The 16,514-nt window shown below is 54.0% G+C and carries 10 protein-coding genes and 1 pseudogene; 5 read left to right on the top strand and 6 right to left on the bottom strand.

Annotated elements, in window-relative coordinates:
• The first annotated feature begins 25 nt into the window (after positions 1-25).
• From ACGYLY_RS20970 to ACGYLY_RS20960, 3 genes and pseudogenes are all read left to right on the top strand, one after another.
• Complete coding sequence (locus ACGYLY_RS20970) at positions 26-1,192, top strand: NAD-dependent epimerase/dehydratase family protein (protein WP_395284604.1); 1,167 nt, start codon at positions 26-28, stop codon at positions 1,190-1,192.
• A gap of 2 nt (positions 1,193-1,194) precedes the next feature.
• Positions 1,195-2,216, top strand: a pseudogene (locus tag ACGYLY_RS20965) (NAD-dependent epimerase/dehydratase family protein).
• A gap of 20 nt (positions 2,217-2,236) precedes the next feature.
• A complete protein-coding gene (locus ACGYLY_RS20960) occupies positions 2,237-3,229 on the top strand; it encodes an NAD-dependent epimerase/dehydratase family protein (protein WP_395284927.1) in 993 nt (330 codons plus the stop codon).
• 708 nt (positions 3,230-3,937) lie between these two features.
• On the opposite strand, the gene ACGYLY_RS20955 is transcribed toward ACGYLY_RS20960, so the two are convergent.
• Together ACGYLY_RS20955 and ACGYLY_RS20950 are read right to left on the bottom strand one after the other, a co-directional pair.
• Positions 3,938-4,273 carry a hypothetical protein gene (locus tag ACGYLY_RS20955; protein WP_395284605.1) on the bottom strand — a complete coding sequence of 112 codons (336 nt, stop codon included), beginning with the start codon at positions 4,271-4,273 and terminating at the stop codon, positions 3,938-3,940.
• 3 nt (positions 4,274-4,276) lie between these two features.
• A complete protein-coding gene (locus ACGYLY_RS20950) occupies positions 4,277-4,642 on the bottom strand; it encodes an ArsR/SmtB family transcription factor (protein WP_395284606.1) in 366 nt (121 codons plus the stop codon).
• 547 nt (positions 4,643-5,189) lie between these two features.
• Here ACGYLY_RS20950 and ACGYLY_RS20945 point away from each other — a divergent pair.
• A complete protein-coding gene (locus ACGYLY_RS20945) occupies positions 5,190-5,417 on the top strand; it encodes a hypothetical protein (RefSeq protein ID WP_395284607.1) in 228 nt (75 codons plus the stop codon).
• A gap of 2,134 nt (positions 5,418-7,551) precedes the next feature.
• Here ACGYLY_RS20945 and ACGYLY_RS20940 read toward each other — a convergent pair.
• A complete protein-coding gene (locus ACGYLY_RS20940; RefSeq protein ID WP_395284608.1) occupies positions 7,552-8,058 on the bottom strand; it encodes a hypothetical protein in 507 nt (168 codons plus the stop codon).
• 568 nt (positions 8,059-8,626) lie between these two features.
• Between ACGYLY_RS20940 and ACGYLY_RS20935 the strand changes: the two genes are divergently transcribed.
• Positions 8,627-9,166, top strand: a complete 540-nt coding sequence (locus tag ACGYLY_RS20935) for a hypothetical protein (RefSeq protein ID WP_395284609.1) — start codon at positions 8,627-8,629, stop codon at positions 9,164-9,166.
• A gap of 11 nt (positions 9,167-9,177) precedes the next feature.
• On the opposite strand, the gene ACGYLY_RS20930 is transcribed toward ACGYLY_RS20935, so the two are convergent.
• The 3 genes from ACGYLY_RS20930 to ACGYLY_RS20920 all read right to left on the bottom strand — a co-directional run bounded on the left by ACGYLY_RS20930 (position 9,178) and on the right by ACGYLY_RS20920 (position 16,494).
• Entirely contained in the window at positions 9,178-12,126 is a 2,949-nt protein-coding gene (locus tag ACGYLY_RS20930; protein WP_395284610.1) for a type IV secretory system conjugative DNA transfer family protein, read from the bottom strand.
• A 100-nt stretch (positions 12,127-12,226) separates the two neighbouring features.
• Entirely contained in the window at positions 12,227-13,276 is a 1,050-nt protein-coding gene (locus ACGYLY_RS20925) for a hypothetical protein (protein WP_395291273.1), read from the bottom strand.
• Positions 13,276-16,494, bottom strand: a complete 3,219-nt coding sequence (locus tag ACGYLY_RS20920; RefSeq protein ID WP_395284612.1) for a VirB4 family type IV secretion system protein — start codon at positions 16,492-16,494, stop codon at positions 13,276-13,278. Before ACGYLY_RS20920 ends, ACGYLY_RS20925 begins: the two co-directional genes overlap by 1 nt.
• Positions 16,495-16,514 lie beyond the last annotated feature (20 nt).

The raw sequence follows: 16,514 nt of genomic DNA, 5'->3' as shown, positions 1-16,514 counted from the left end.
GTAACAAGGAGGCATCCAACGCATTATGACGATTCTCGTCACCGGTGCCGATGGTTATCTCGGTTGGCCGACCAGTCTCCGCATCGCCGACCGCTGCGAAAAGCGCGTCGTGCTCGTCGACAACTTCGCCCGCCGCCGGTGGGTCGAGGAAGTCGGTTCGACGTCTGCCGTACCGATTGCCAACGCAGACGAGCGGCTGGCAGCCGCTCGGGACGTCCACGGCCTTGGAAACCTCTCGTTCATCGAAGGCGACCTCACGGACAAGGCGTTTGTCAACCGACTCCTCCAGGTTCACGAACCCTCAACAGTAATCCACACCGCGGCACAACCCTCTGCTCCATACTCCCAAATAGATGGAGACCGCGCAAACTATACCCAGGACAATAACCTCCAGGCAACCCGTAACCTGCTGTGGGGACTCGAGGAGGCAGATCTCACCGACACGCACTTCGTTGAGACGACAACCACTGGGGTCTATGGCGCGCCAGACTTCCCGATCCCGGAGGGCGGCGCGACGATGCGTCACCAGGGACAGGAGGATGAGGTTCCGTTCCCAGCGATGGCCGGGTCGTGGTACCACTTGACGAAAAGCCACGATGCGGCGAACATGCGTCTCGCCCACCAACAGTTTGATATCCCAATCAGCGACGTCCGGACAGCGATCGTCTATGGCACCGAGACCGAGGAAACACGGACCGACGACCGCCTGAAAACGCGGTTCGACTTTGACTACTACTTCGGCACCGTCACCCATCGCTTCTGTGCGCAGGCAGTCGCGGGGTACCCCGTTACCGTCTACGGAAAGGGCAAACAGCGAAAACCATTCGTGAGCCTCGAAGACGCCGTCGAGGGACTTGCGCGTTTAGCAACCGAAACGAACGATGAGGAGAGTCTCACGGTGTACAATCAGGTGACACGGGCTATCTCGATCGTCGAAATTGCTAACACGATCGCCGAGGTTGGCCGTGAGTATGGCTACGATGTTGAGGTCAAACATTTCGAGAACCCCCGCGAGGAGGATGAAACCCACGAGATGGAGATTGAGCATGATCGGTACGGATCTCTCATCGGCAAACAGGCGCAGTCGTTCGAGGAGAGCGTACGGGACATCTTTGAGACGCTTACCCGCCATGAGAACACCATTGAAACCTACGAGGATCGCTTCCTGCCAGGCGTTCTCGTTGACGACTAACCATGCATGTCCTAGTGACCGGAGGCTGCGGGTACATCGGTAGCGTGCTCGTCCCGCAACTACTTTCCGAGGAGGCAGTTGAGCAAGTGACGGTGTTTGACTCGCTTGAAGCGGGGTCGCCGCGCAACCTCATCAGAACCGGTCTCGGAGGGGACGCTGCACTTTCGTTCCAGCGTGGCGACGTCCGCAAGTACGGGTCCGTCGAGAGCGTAATGCGTGGCGCCGATTCGGTGATCCACCTCGCAGCGATAACGGGCGCCGACAATACGCACAACCGTCGGGAGGAGACATTTGCGGTCAATTACGGTGGCACTGAGAACGTCCTTACTGCCGCTGGGAAACTCGGTGTTGAGACGGTCGTCTTTGCGTCTTCCTGCAACAACTACGGCCGGACAACGAGTAAAAGTCTGGACGAGGAGACAAAAGCCGAACCGCTGAACCCATACGCGGAGTCAAAGCTCCAGGCCGAACAACTCCTCATGGAAGCGGTCGAGACCTACGGATTCAATGGGACCGCGCTCCGAATGAGCACCAACTACGGGTACGCTCCCGGTATCCGATTCAACCTCGTCATCAATCACTTCGTCTTCCGAGCGCTCACGAACCGGCCGCTTACTGTCTACGGCGATGGGAGCAACTGGCGGCCCTTTATCCACGTGCGCGATGCGGCACGAGCGTACAGTTGCGCCGCTTGCCACCCCGAACAGTGGCCCCAGCTGGTATACAACGTCGGAAGTAACAAGGAGAACTACCGCATCGCCGAAATCGCTGAGATCGTTCGGGAAGAACTCGATCAGCCGATCGATGTCACCTACCTTGGAGAAAAACAGCCTGGCCCCTCATACCACGTAAACTTCGACCGCCCGGTGAGACCGGCTTTGAACCGGAGCTGTCTGTCCAAGACGGAGTCGTCGATCTCGCACGACGATTTCGGGAACTCATCACCGAGCCGCCGACGCCGACAGCAGAATTCGGAGCCGACGGACAGTGTTCGGGGCAATTTGGGAACGGTGATGACGAATGACCGCCAACGACGATGCGTCGATGGGTGAGAGGACCGCTGACGAAAGGACGCCGACGATCGCAGTCACCGGCGCTGCGGGATACATCGGGAGCCGTGTCCTGTACCACCTCGAAGCAGCCCACCCCGATTGGACAGTGGTTGCAATGGACAACTTCTGGTTTGGGGATGTTCGGCGGGCCGGCGGCGTTGAGATTGAACACGTAGACCTGCGCGAGCGCGATCAACTGGAGTCGTTTCTCGACGGTGCAGACGTTATCCTCCACCTCGCAGCGATTACTGGCGTCCAGGACTGCGAGGAACGTCAGGATCTCGCCTACGAAGTGAATATTGGTGGGACGAACAACGTTGCTTGGTTCTGTCGCAAGACCGGTGCCGCGCTTGTCTTCCCGTTCAGCGTGGCTGTCCTCGGAGATCCCATGGATTTTCCGATAACGGTTGATCACCCACGCGACCCGCTGAACTGGTACGGTCGGACGAAACTCATTGGCGAACACGCTGTCGCCGATATGGCCGACGGTGCCTTCCCAGCCCATTGCTACCTAAAGTCGAACCTCTACGGCGAACATGAGGTTGATGGTCGAACCGTCTCAAAAGGCACCGTTATCAATTTCTTCGTCAATCGAGTGTCGGAGGGTCAAGAGCTTACTGTGTACGAACCTGGGACACAGTCACGGAACTATGTCCACGTTAACGACGTGGCCCAGGCATACGTAAATAGCGCGGAGCGGTTGCTCAACGATCTCGACCGTGGGAAAACAGGAGCTGAGGGATACGAGATTGCTGGTGACGAGGACATGAGCGTAATTGAGATCGCAAAACTTGTTCAGTCGATTGCCACTAAGGAGACCGATCGAGATATCGAAATTTCGCTTGTCGAGAACCCTCGTCCTAACGAAACGTTCGTTGAGAATTTTGCTGTCGACACAGCCCGCGCCCGCCGTGAATTGGGCTGGCATCCCGAGCGCTCCGTTGTCCAGAGTGTCCGTTCTCTCCTCAGGACCAAATGCAAATAGGTCATAGATCTGGCGTGACGAGGGGCAGCTGGAAATTCCGACTTCCATATTTTTCTAGTGCAGCAATATACAAATTAGAAGGCTACTTTCCTCTTAGGGAAGTATTATAAGTTCAAGAATGATCGGGTAACGAGCGGTAAATTTGTGTCAATTACTATAATATATGGTATTTTATAGAAACGCAGTAAGAAATACAATTTTTGTTAATGCACTACGCGTGGTAAGACCAAATCTGCAAGTACACCACATATTGTTTGTCCAAACTGTGGTGACACACTAGTCTGTAAAGACGATTTTCAGATAATGAAAAAGCGGTAAATACATGGACCCATTATCCTCCCAACTGATCGTGAGCATTCTCCAAATCGTGGGGTAAAAGCAATAAACTCTGCCTTTACGAACATAGATGTGTAATGGTTCTCTTTTTCAGTATTTGAAAATCGTGTACATTTCTATGCCGCGGTGGCTCAAATATAGATTAATAACAGTTTCCGAGTGCCATGGTCAGACCCAAATAACAAAAAGCTCATTCAGATGAGCCGCTAGAGATTCAATGATAGATAATGAATCGAGAAAGAGACATTTCCCAAGTAGTATTATCCATCATTACTGTTTTATCATTAGCAATTTTTATTTATTGCCTTGTGTTATTTTATCTTGAACCAAAAACAATTTCCCCGGGGCAGGTACTAATCTGAAAATGCTAAATCATTGCCGGGTAATAGAATAAAAAAGAAGACCTAATCCGATTGCTAATAATAAGCTTTCCATAGAGTGGAGAATAATTAGCTCCTGACCGGTAAGTTCGAAACTTCTCCTAATCCCAATTTCATAAATTGCTTCAACAATAGTTCCGATTGTAATAATCACGAATCCAATGGTGGCGATTTTGAAAGATTGAATCTTACGTCGTCTATATGCATGATAGCTAAGAATTGACAATACACTTCCAAAGATTAATGTTAATATATTTACAAGTAGGAAGCCAAAAAATTCGAACCAAGAGTGTTGTTGTGGCATGAAGGTGAGGACAAAGTTATTCATTATCTAATTCTCCTCCTTTTCACTTGAGTTTTGCAACTCCCCCCAAAAATCTTCAAATTGATCAACCATCTGTTGGCGTAGTTGGACGTCCACAACAAATCCCCCATTGTCGATCTCGAAGCATACTTTCTTAAGATCAGTTTTGAAAATCTGATACTGGGTTCCGTCCTCTTTTTGTGTTTGCTTACGTAGTAAATCATAATTTACTAACTCATTAATTCGTCTATAGATTGTAGGAAGGGACGTCTCACACCGATCAGCCAGCTCTTGGGCAGACATTGGTTTTAGATCGGCGAGCACGAGTATCTGCCGCGCTTGGGCATTACCCAAGACCTCAAAGATATTGTCTGGCTCCCAATCCTTGCTCACAAATTGGCTCAATCAGATGAGAGCATAAATAGACGCCGATTTGAAGCATTCGAAAAGAAACTAAACTCGAAGGACTATCTCGTGTCCTTGTCGGTAACCTGCTCTATAATTTGCTTCCAGTGGTAGTACACTCTTCTGGACGCGCACACCGATCAAATCAGCCGTCTGGGTCTTGCCGTTGTGTTCGATTTTGTGGGTTGTCGGATCGACGACAATGATTACTCGTGCTTCGAAACGCTGGCCGCCGCTCGGTGCATTGATTCAGGCGGTGGTCTGTGTTGGTACCGTCGTTGCTTGTGTTGCCGTTCTGGTCGCTGTCTGCGTCGGATCTGTGCTAGTTGTTATAGTTAGGTCGCCGCTACTGTCGCCGAATCCAAAGCCGCCGAGGCAGCCTGCAAGCATTACGTCTGCGATAACGCCGAGAATGCGGAGGAAACGCGCCATATTTGTACTCTTTCTCTGGTTAGTTCAAAATTTGAGGTAGAGAACAATGCCGTAAATGGCCCTGTCGATGGCTTTATTGTCAGTCAACAGCAATAGGGTTGCAATGATAGACGAAGAGATAACCGACGGGAGTCGAGAAGACGACTTTCGCATGCTGTACTCCGTTGCTCTCGATCGCGTTGCTCCAAATGAGGACTTTGACACATATGTTGATGATGAGTCCGTTGAGGTTCACTTTCTGATTTTAGTGATCATCACCTTCGTATTCAGCATATTGATTATTGGACTTGAATCGGTGTTCTATCTCGTGATTCGGGCGTTTAGTCTCTGAATTTGTCTCTCTAGTCAGCGAACGCCCAGCGATGCGTCGAATGGACCGCTGCTCGTGACCGGGGGGACAGTCCGTCTTTGAAGACACAGGTGTATGAGAAAATGCACCTCGTGACCATACCCTGCCACAACGCAATTGTCTCACTAAGAGATGGCATACGCCCAAGGTCCAATACACGGGTCATCAGTGTTTAAATATTAACACTGACAACGTCAGCTATGTCCACAGCAGTCTCGATCAGTCGACGAAGATTGATTCTCATTGCGTTATTTGGCGCACTTGGAGCAGTCAGTCAAGTATACCAACTGGTTTACGGAGAGCGGAGTTTCTTCGTACTCTCACTCTTCGTCGCGTTTCTCCTTGTCATCGCAGCTGGTCTCTGGGCACTCTCCAAGTAGAGACAGAGGGCAGGAAGCTCCCTCTGGTTCACTCGGTATTAGGCCAGATATGTCTGCTACCAATAACTTTGTTTGAAGACACCACATTTCCGCAGTAAATCGGCCGTATTCCGCACTTCTCACACCGCTACCACACACTTCTTTCCCATCCATCGTGGAATTAATTCAGTACATTAGCGCTCTTTCTGACAGTCCCTTTGGAGACAGTCTAGAGGACAATCACCCTGCTGTTATTGGCAGTCGTGGAGTGTCCTCCCAGAGAAGCAGTCTCGAGTGCTGTTGCTGCTCGGCGTCCAGTTTTCCCGGCAGGGTGGAAAGTTCCTTCAGTGGGACACCACCGGAGATTAGGGAATGCTGGTCACCAAACATGACAGTCCATCTGTAGTGATCATCGGACACGGTAATCTGTTATTGGTGGACAGTCCACTGTGCTGTTCCCTCCCGTTGTCGCGGATCACTTCATTGAAGCTGCGGTGTCCCGCAAGAGACGGCACCCCACTGATGTGATTAGGGTGGCACCCAAATGATACAGGCACACCGGCACCTCAGATGGTGCGTGCTCCTGTTAGCACCCATTCTGTCGTCCAGGTTGGCACCTAGATTTGCGTGATGACTGTGGGCACCCCAACCAGTATTGCCACTGGCGCTCCTCTCACGTCGCTCATTGGATCTCGTCGTCCTGTCCCAGGGAGAGGATTGTCAGAATTCGTCACACTTGGAGATTGTCCTGTGCTGTCTCACAGACCGTGGTGTCTGAGGCTATGTTCCCAACGAACGTCATTGGAATCCGGCTCTCGACGAGAGTTGCAAGGTTAAGACCCCCACTACCGTATGGCAATCTGCTGTTCTCTTTCACGCGGGGAGCAGCAGAACATGGAGTAGGGATATTTCCCTGCTTTGAGGGTGATGGGTGGACCTTCATGGCCACCAACATCCTTTCACTGATGATACTACTCTACAGTTATCTGTGGCGCTCCTTTGACTCTCTTTCTGCTTTGTACTATCATGAATCAGCCTGCTCCTTGGGATATTTAGCAGCTGATACAAACGGCCTGCTGATTAGAGAGGATGCATCCCTCATCGCTACCACTACACCACCGATGGATTCAATAGAACTGATGGCTTCAAAAGCACATAATGGATCCAGAACTCGAGTACGTTCAGGTCGGGGAACAATAACATGCCGTGGGGAGTAAACACGGAGTTTACCGAGGAAGAGGGACCGGAAGTAGAGATCGATGAGGATCAAGAGAAGGTCGATCGGACAGAAGAGGGGTCCGAAACCACTCAAGATTTCGATATTGACGAAGCGATTTCGAATTTAGACTGAGCGGGACAATCTCTCGTTGTTATCATTTATTCTTTTCAAGCGACAAAGAACGCGCTCTAGGATGGCTTTCTTGCTCGATTGTACAACACCACCGTTCACGAGAACCTGTGATCTGCCGGCACAACAGGAAGCCGGGCAGAGCTCAATCCGCTGGATGTTCTCTCTGCTACCGTCCTCCCTTTGTCGTGCTGCTCGAGTTTTGGGCTTCCCTCTTTCGCTGATCTGGGGTTCAATTATTCTGTTCCGATCTGGGGTTCAACCTGCTGTAACACTGTTGGGGTTCACCTCTGCTATGATGCTGACTTCGTAGTCGTGCCGTTGGTGTTCTCCGTGCAGTGTTGCTGTTGATCGTCACCAGCGGTTGCTGCTTGTCTGATTGCCCTTGGGGGATTCCTCAACTACTTTCTCATATGGGATTCCACTGGTCGAACCAGAAATGGGATTCAGATGTAGCACTCCACTGTGGGATTCCTGGTGTGTCGTCCCAGTCGGGATTCACCCTTGCTGATGCTGTTGGCTGTTTGTCTCTGGTTGGTGCTGCTCGAGCTCCACTTTGCTCGCGCTGCTCGACTGATCGACCGTCGTCTTGACTCATTTTACCACACCGGACTTCCGCTGTAACACTGCCCCTGTTTTGTTGCCTGCTGGCTTCCCCTCTCATCGAGAACCATGCTATATTTGACATTGCTGTATAGCTGTTAACTGCTGTTGCTCTCTGTGCTGAATTTGGTCTAGCTCCTCCTCGTTTTCTTCCGCTTTTGCTGTCTCGTTGTTCGCTTTCTCTATCGCTGTTTCCTCTTCTTACTACTGTTGATACTTCCATTGGCTGTAGTACCTTTGGAATACCAGATTCTCGTTCTCTATTGGGATACCACCCTGCTGTTATTCTCGGCTGATTGGTGTTGATTCTCACTTTTGTATCACTCTTCCGACTACCCTCTGAACCCCTCTCTTTTCTCGCCTCAGTCGAACCCCCCTTTGTTCTCGTTCTCGATCTGTTGTCTGCTGGTTGCTCTTCCTGTTCTCTCGTCTCTGCTGTTCGCCTGGTTCCTGTCGCTCTGTTGTTCTCAATTCAACATCCACTTTCTAACACTTTCTCGACTTCTGTTTGGCTGTTGCTCTAGTGAATCCCCTCTGTATCGAACTGTATTCTGGTCGGTCTATCACTCTCATCTGAATCCCTGACTGCTTGTTCCTGGTTGAATCCCTTCTGTGTCGTTTCTGTTGATTGTCGGCCTTTGTTGACTTCGGTTGTGTCTGTTTTTCGATTATTTTATTTTCCGTCTTTCTCGCTTCATTTGTATCCCCCTTTGGCTTTGGTGCACCGTCTGGTATTCCAGTCTTTAGTGTTGCGCGGGATTTTTGGCTTCTAAACACTACTAATTTAGAGGCCATATTTGGAAGGATTCTCTTAGGTACTATCTTTTGGTACCTTATTTTAGGGCCTATTGTTTAAGTGTACAGAGATTAGAGAGAAATATATGAGCCAGACTACCGACGATGATCGACCGCTCACCGAGCAGCTCGACTGGAAATCTCAGGAGATTCTGTGGGCGCTCTACGAGCAGGATGGAACCGCCGATACATCTGAAATACGGAGCTTCACAGGATTAGAGAACAACGATCATATTCTATATCGGCTTCGTGAGAAGTTAGTGCCGAATGATCTCGTGGAGGTGATGCAGCCTGAGATCGAGAATAACCAGATTCCAGCCAAGGTGACGACCCTCACACCGACCGGAGAGAGCGTTGCCGAGAAGATTGCCGAGCGCCAGGAAACACCCACCGATATATCAGACCGGATAGAAAAAGTTGAGGCAGGAATATCACAGGTGCAGGCCCGTCTCGATCAGGAGGCAGAAACGAACTCATACCCCGACGAGAACGCGACTGTTCCGGATGATATTGATCTGAAAGAACTTGACCACAAGGTCGATGAATTGTGGAACGCAATGGAAGTGATTCGGGACTACATTCAGACTGAGAACGATGTTGACCTCGCTAGCTATGGTCAACAGTAGTCCGACCAGGATTAGAAGAAACTATCATAACTACTACCTTCATCACTCTGTTCGTTTTCTGTCTGTGTCTCTGCCGTGTTTTCCTCCGTCTCCGGTGTCTGCAGTTCCTCTGTTGGTTCATCGCTTGACGGTGGCACTGACTCGGTATGCTCGGGGGCGGTGTCCGGCTCGTGGGCTATCTGATTACTGATCGTCTCATCCTCAAACAAGGGTCGAAGTTCGCCCTGCTCGTAGCGCTGTGGTCCGTCGTAGGTGTCGTTGTCATCGTCCGGGAAGATGACGAACTCAAAATCCTTCTCGGTGGGAAGCCGACCAAACTCTTTCTCCGGTAGGAACGGCACGGGCACTTTCTTCCACTTATTCGCCCAGCCCTCCTTGTCTTCATACGTTTCCTGCTCGCCATCGTGGTAGATCGTATAGGTTCGGTCGCCAGGGTCGTAGTGATAATAGGCGGGGAACGCCTCTTTCTCGACCGCTGCCAGGGCGTCCATGCTCTCGAAGCGGGCATACTCTTCATCAGTGTTTGCATGTGAGAAGACGATCTCCTCGCCGTCCTCTTGCCACTGTACGGTATCGTTCTCTTTGTTTAGCTCCTCGACTGCTGGCCGGAGCGCGTAGCGATTTGGTTCCGGTTCGATTGCCTCACCCTTATTGAAGAACACGCGGCTCCCGTGCGTGCCATCGCTCGCAAAGGTGAGTGTCGAATAGTCGGTTTCCGTCGCCTGGGCGTGGCCGGTTGTATGATAGATTGCTCGCTCGCCACGGCGTGCCCAGAAGACGAAGCTATCCTTCGACGCAGTGGCGTCCTTCGTTGTGAACACACACTTCTGATCGGCCTCAACCGCTTTTCGCAGGTTCGTCAGTGTCTGCATGGGCCGTTTGATCGTAGTTGTCTCGGCCTCAATGCTCAGATTCTGCCCGCCTGAGAACGCGTAGAGGTCGCCATAGCTGTTGATGAGTTCCTCACGTTTCTCTTCGATTTTCGGCAGGGTTGGCTCTGCTGTTGGGTCAATCGGCAGCTTTGCAACGCCGTCCGGCAGTTCACCGCCTTCGTCCTGGCTCGGTAACGAAACCCGGTAGCCCAATCGGGTGAATGCTTTGAACGACTCGCCGAGGACCCAGCGGTGATCCTCACCGCCACCACTGCCGCCCTTGCCGGTGTCCTGCTCGAACAGTTTTGTATGGCCTTGCTCAGTAAGCGACGCCATGACGTTTCCGTCTGCTCGCTGCGTCTCGACTAATCCACCCAGCTTTTCAACCACGAGATTTGTGAACGCGGGATAGTTGTCGTAGTTCGTCCGCCGCTTGCACTCGACTTCGATCTTTCGTACCGAGACGCTACCCATGCCGTCGCCGGTCCGCTCGACCGCCGCCACAAAGAGCGCTTCCAGCACGTCCTTGTCCATCAGTTCGTCCGGTGCTTGCTCGCTGTCTTGGTGCTCTTCAACGGTCGTCTCAAGTGCCTCACCCAGGCTGCCGAACTGGAGATTTTGCTGTATCTCTTCGTCCGTCTGCGGGGTGCGTCCATACTGATCGAGCGAGGCCCGAATCACGTCGTCTACGTCGTCTTCGGATCGGAGTGGCGGGTAGGGTGGGAACGTATGCAGCTTGAGCGGGTCACTGTACCCACCCCCATTCAGAGGTACACGCGTCCAAATGCGATAGTTCTCCGTCTCGATGAGGTCTTCTACGTCGTAGCCCCGAAACTTCTTCATCAATGGCCGGGCGTCGTCATCGTCGTTTACCCGGAAGGCCATGAGGTTGTTACAGTTGTTTTCAACCGCTTTCAGCACTCCAGCTTTCTTGAGTTGGGTGGGATACTGACACGCCAGCGTCACCGACAGTTTCATCGACCGGGCCCGCGCTAGCATATCCTCGACGTCTAGATTCTCGTTCAGCACTTTGTCCGACTCGTCGAAGATGGCAAAGAACGGTTCGCGCTCTTTCCCGTCGAAGGATTTGTTCTGGACGGCCGTCCAGATGGGACGCATCGTCCCGAGTGAAATCATCTGCTTGATATCGTCATTCGTGACGGGGGTGCGAACGATGACGATTTTGTTGTCATTGATGATCTCCTCAAAGTCGATCGTCGATGAGCGACACGCGGCAATACGTCGGATGATGCCGTTTTCGACCCATGATTTGATGCGCTTCAGTAGGGGTCGTACCTCGTCGTCCTCCATCTCCGCGATCTCGTTCACGAACTCGGCGACAAACGGGTCTTCAACTTCTTGGGCGAACTGCTCGCGGCGCTGCTGATTGAGCAACACAAAGTAGAAGTCGATGATCGAATAGTAGTCCTGGGGATGATCAGCCTCCACATTGTGCCGGAGCATCGCCCGGCCCATTGATTCGGTGATCGATTCCATGTTAATCCCCCAGTACTCATCATTATCGAAAATCGCTTTCAGCACCTCCAAGCGGTCTTCAATCGCCCGCTCCCGTTCGGCATCGGTGTCGCACTTGGGCACGTCGAGGAAATTGATCGCGACGGTTTTGTCGAACTCGTCGCTCCCTGGCTCAATCCACACAACATCATCTAAGCGATGTTCGGGAAGCATGCGCAACAACTCGCGTGAATCCTCGGCTTTCGGGTCGAAATAGACGAAGCCATGGCCCGCATATGCGAGTTGCACCATCTGATTGAGCAACAGGGTCGTTTTCCCCGCACCGGTCGTCCCGACCACCCAGAGGTGCTGGAACATATCTCTGAACGGGAAGCCCGTTGCGGTGTAGCCCTGCTGGGCGGAGACGTTGTATCCGGCCCAGATCGGTGACTGTGGATTCTCGTAGCCATCTTCAATCCCCCGTCGAATCCGCTCACTCGCCACCAAATCGTACTCTCGGTCTGGACTCGTGCTTGGGGTCTTGGTTGCCACGTAGGTGCCACCCTCTCGGATATGGTCCTGCGGGTCGATCTGGTAGGGTTCGCCTGTGAGTGACTGCATTTCGTCGGGCACGTCGTTCACGTCGTCTGTGGCCGGTTCGTCTGCTGCTGGCTCGTCGTCTGAACTGAAGTTAAATAGTGACATGGTTGGGTTGGTAATGATGGGGTGTTTGCTACTGCTGCTGTGCTGAATCCGGCGGAATACTGCTGCCCCGCTGGGTGTTCTTCCAATCGATATTCGGCGTGTTGATCTCCTCGTTGGGAATGTGGGCTGCCCCTGCTAACTCATCAATGGTCAGAATCATCTCTCGGTCATGCCATTCACGAGTGTGGAATGACTCGATAATCGTTGGAAGGCGACTCTTCGAAACGGGTGTTGCCTCAAAGCCTTGTTCGGTCTTACTGTTGTAATAGCGAGTAAACATCCCCGCCACGCCTTCACAGCGGGCTTCGGCCTCGTACTTGTCGGGTGAAACGGCGATTATTCGGAGGTTCGTGTTGAACGCGTACTTCCCACGTTGCTGTTCGATGATCTTCGCGGCGTCCTTGTCCTTTTTCGATGCCTCGCGTTCGCGGGGATCGAGCCATCCCGTCACCGTGTTTTGGCGCAACCCTTCAGCGACATCATCGACGCTCTCACCGCTGCGGAGGAGCCCGCCCCCATCGTCGATCGCCCATTCTTTGGGCTCAGGCCGAAAGACGACCTGGACAACCACCCGCGTCTCTTCTGGCCCTTGCATTTCGCTTGTCACTTCGCTGTAGGGGTCGTGAGTGAACCCATCGCCCTCGTGGTGGCGAATCGGGTAGAAGTAATGACGCTCAATATCGAGTTCAGCAGCCGCCACATAGTCGTCAGTATCGATAGGGGGGAACCCGTCACCGTCCTCGACGGTATGCACGTCGGAGTTTGCATACGCATTTTCCAAGCGTGTCGTGTACTTGGTGGCGACTTTCTCGGTTGCGGCGTGCATGAGGAACTTTACACGACCCTCATCAAACCAGAGTTCGAACGCGTGATGATCACTCGTATTCTTGCCGCGAAACCCACTCGTCTGCACGTCGTGAATTGACTGCAACAGACGGGCGGCTCCTTGGATGCCGTCGTTATCCTTGTGCGGCGTGATTCGCAAGAGTGTTCCTGGTGTGTCTTCGGCGGGTTGGAAGTACTGCTCGCCGAGGTTCGTTGCGGTGAACGTGCTGTTCGACCGGCTGAATAGCCCCATCAGATCTCACCCCATTCGTCCTCGATGTACGGCCGAAACGGCCCGTCCTCGCTCGCTTTGTAGCTATAGATCACGTCCTCGAAGGGCGAGGCTCGTTCCTGTGCGTGCATCCACCCTTCGACGTCCGCATAATCAACGAGATAGTCAGTATACCCCAGTCCGTCTTCTCCGCGTTTTGCCTGGCTGGTAATGAAGTTCAGTTGCTCGTCGTTCATCCCAAAGCGCGTCTTTGCGTCGTCTTCCTCCAGCTTGTCCGTGTAGAAGAACTCGGTTGTCGGAACCTGACCGAGAATAGCGCGCTTGGACTCTTGCATGTCCTTGTCGTCGGCGCTCGCAAAGTCGCTCGGACGGTGCGAGAGAAACCACAGCCCGGCGTTGAAGTGCCGCCAGTGACGGGCCGACTGTTGAAGCCAGGCGAGGATTTCCTTCGATTGAAAGAGGTAGTGCGCTTCGTCGATCACGAACAGCGTCTTACTCGGCGCTCGCTTCACCGCCTGATAGACCTGCCCCAGCATCAACTGGAGCATGGTCGCTTTGTCCGCCGCTGCACCGAGCCCCTGAATCTGTTGGAGGTCGAGATACGACACTTCTCCCGGCCGGATGTGCGCCTCGGATTCCCCGACGAGTGCGTCGTGTTCGCCGCCCTGTTTGAAGCCACTAAGACGGCGAAGGAGCGGGCCCGCGTTCTCTTGGATCTGTACCTTCTCTAACTCCGAGTCGACGTACTCGCCCGGATTCTCGCCCATGTCGTTGACGGTCTCCCGGAAATTGGCCATCGTCGGGCTGTTCTCGGCTTTGTGTGTCGTGACGTCCTCTTTCAGCACACCCGCCTCTTCGTAGGTGGCGTTCAGTGCATCGGAAACGAGCGGGGCGAACTCACCGGCTTCGTCCCCGATCATATCGAGGATGAAGTTGCGCGCTTCGGTGAATTTCATATCGTACGGATCCAGGTTCCCTGATGCTGCCAGCGCCGCTTCCGGCGTTTCCTCAATATGAAGCGGGTTGATGGTCTGCGACCCGTCGACCGTGATGTGCTGGCCGTTCATGAGTTCGATGAGACTCCCGAACTCACCCATTGTATCGCACAGTATCAGCGTGCGATCCTCGCCAGCAAGGTACCAGCGGGTCGCTTGCTTGCCAACGTGGTAGGATTTCCCGCTGCCGGAGTTCCCGATCGTCAACCGATGGCCCGGCGCAACCGAGAATTGATCCTTGATGATTTCACTCCCGTTCTGGACGTTTCGCCCCTGCTCGACGCCGTCCTCCTGGTCGATGTAGGCGGATACCGGTGGGAAGGCCGCCGCGATCGTTCCCGAAAGGGTGAGCGAATAGCGCTCGCGCGTTGAGACATCGGCGAATTTGTCCCGGCCGTTCGGCGAGCAGGATTCGAATAATTCGGCCTGGCGCTGTTCCGGGGCCAGCACCGTCAGGTGAGCGGGTGCGCTTTCGAGCGTGTCTCGCACCGTGTCGCAATCGTCTTCGAGCGCCCGATGCTTCGCGATGTCTAACGTGAGGTCGTCTTCGCTCGCCAGGCCTTCCTCGATTCGTTCTTCGGCTTTGTCGAGCGCTTGGCGCGTTCCTGCTCGTACGGTGACGTAGCCGCTCAAGTCCCACGGCTGGGCTTGTGTGTGGTGGAGCAGCTTATACATCTTCACGTAGGGATCGAGGTCGTCCTCGACGAGAATCGCCGAGACGTCGCTCACGTCTTTGCGCTCGTCGATGTTCGCGTCAATCTCCCCGATTGTATCCTTCAATTCCAACTCGGTCATGCGCTTGTCCCGTTCACGCACGTCCAAACAGACGTCCACATCCACGCCTCGCATGGTGTAGATCTGCTCCAGGAACTTCTCTCGGGGTTCGACCGGCCAATCGGCAATCCAGTAGGTCCGACAGTACTGTTGGCCCGTTCGCACGTAGCCGTCGCGAGCGTCGAACGTCTGTGGCGCGAGCAGTTCCTGAACGCGGTCATTGGATAGGCTGTTACCATCGTCGTTACCGCTCGCGAGCGGATTGAGCAACCCTTCGCGGACCTGCGCGAGGAACGATGTGTCTTCGTCGGCGTCCTTGTCAGCATGGGTACTCGTTGCGACTGGTTGCGAGACAGTGCCGCCATCGGTTGTCGCTTCGACCGTCGCGACGTCCGCTACTCCTGTCCGTGGCGTATCGGTTGCATCCACGGCTTCCGGGCGCGGGCTATCGCCCTCCTCGGCGCTATGCGGCCACACCGCGGCATCGATATCTTTCGTCACCCGTTCGGTGTCGAAGGAGTGTTCCGTACCACTCCAATACCGGCCCAAGAGAAGCGCATGCTCGGCCGGCCCGACTTGCGTTGTCTCACACCCATCGGTACTCCCGAACGCCCGACAGAGGCGAGACAGACGGGTTTTCACTTCCCGCTGCATCCGCCGCCGCTTCGCCTCCCACTGCTCATTGTCGCTGCCGAACAGAAGTGAACGAATCTCGCCGTCGTCGGTCATATCCGACACCGCAACTTCGTCCGGGCGGACCTCGACGACGAGATAGTGCTGCCATTCCCGAGCGTCGAAGCGTGGGAAATCGGTGTTCTCGGTCCACTGAATGACGCTCCGTAACAGCTCGCGCGCCAGTTTCCATTCCTCGCCGGCGTACTCCGAGGAATAGAGCTTCGATCGGTACTTGTCCGTGACGTCGCGCGAATCGATCTCAAGTGCCGAGCTGAACAGGCGGAAACTGAAATCGCTCACGTGTTGGTCGAGTTCGGTCCGAACTCGGCCAATCATTTCCCGTGCCTCGCTCTCTTTCTGCATCGCCGTGTTGCGGCCCGAAATGCGGGCCATCGCGACCAGCCGCCCGTCGTCCATTTCGGCGGTGCCATCGGCGTGGATTCGCTTTACGCCGTGGACAGTCGCCGCTTCGTCGCCCGTCTTGGGCAGACGACGGCTGGCCTTCAGCTGGGCGAGTGGGGCTTTGATCCTGTCCAGCCCCGTGGTGTACTCGTCGGAAGAAATCGCGAGCCCAAAGGCGCCAAGGCCACCCAGAGCGCCGATCCCGGCGCCCACTGCAGAGGGAACAAGTGGGGCGCCAAACAGGGCAGCGAGGCCACTAACGCCCATCAGACCGGCGCCCGGGGCACTGTAGAGCATGTCGTTCACGTTGAACCCGTGAAAGTCGAGACTAGAATCGACGTACGGCGGGACGAGTTGGGTCGGGTCTTTCGGCGCGTCTTCGTTGGTTGTCATGGGTAAGGCCCGTTTCCCAG

Origin of the sequence: Haladaptatus sp. CMAA 1909 (assembly GCF_043952005.1) — an archaeon.
In the GTDB taxonomy this organism is placed as follows: Archaea; Halobacteriota; Halobacteria; order Halobacteriales; family Haladaptataceae; genus Haladaptatus.
Note: the sequence above shows the minus strand (reverse complement) of the source record. Positions and strands in the feature narration are given on the sequence as shown.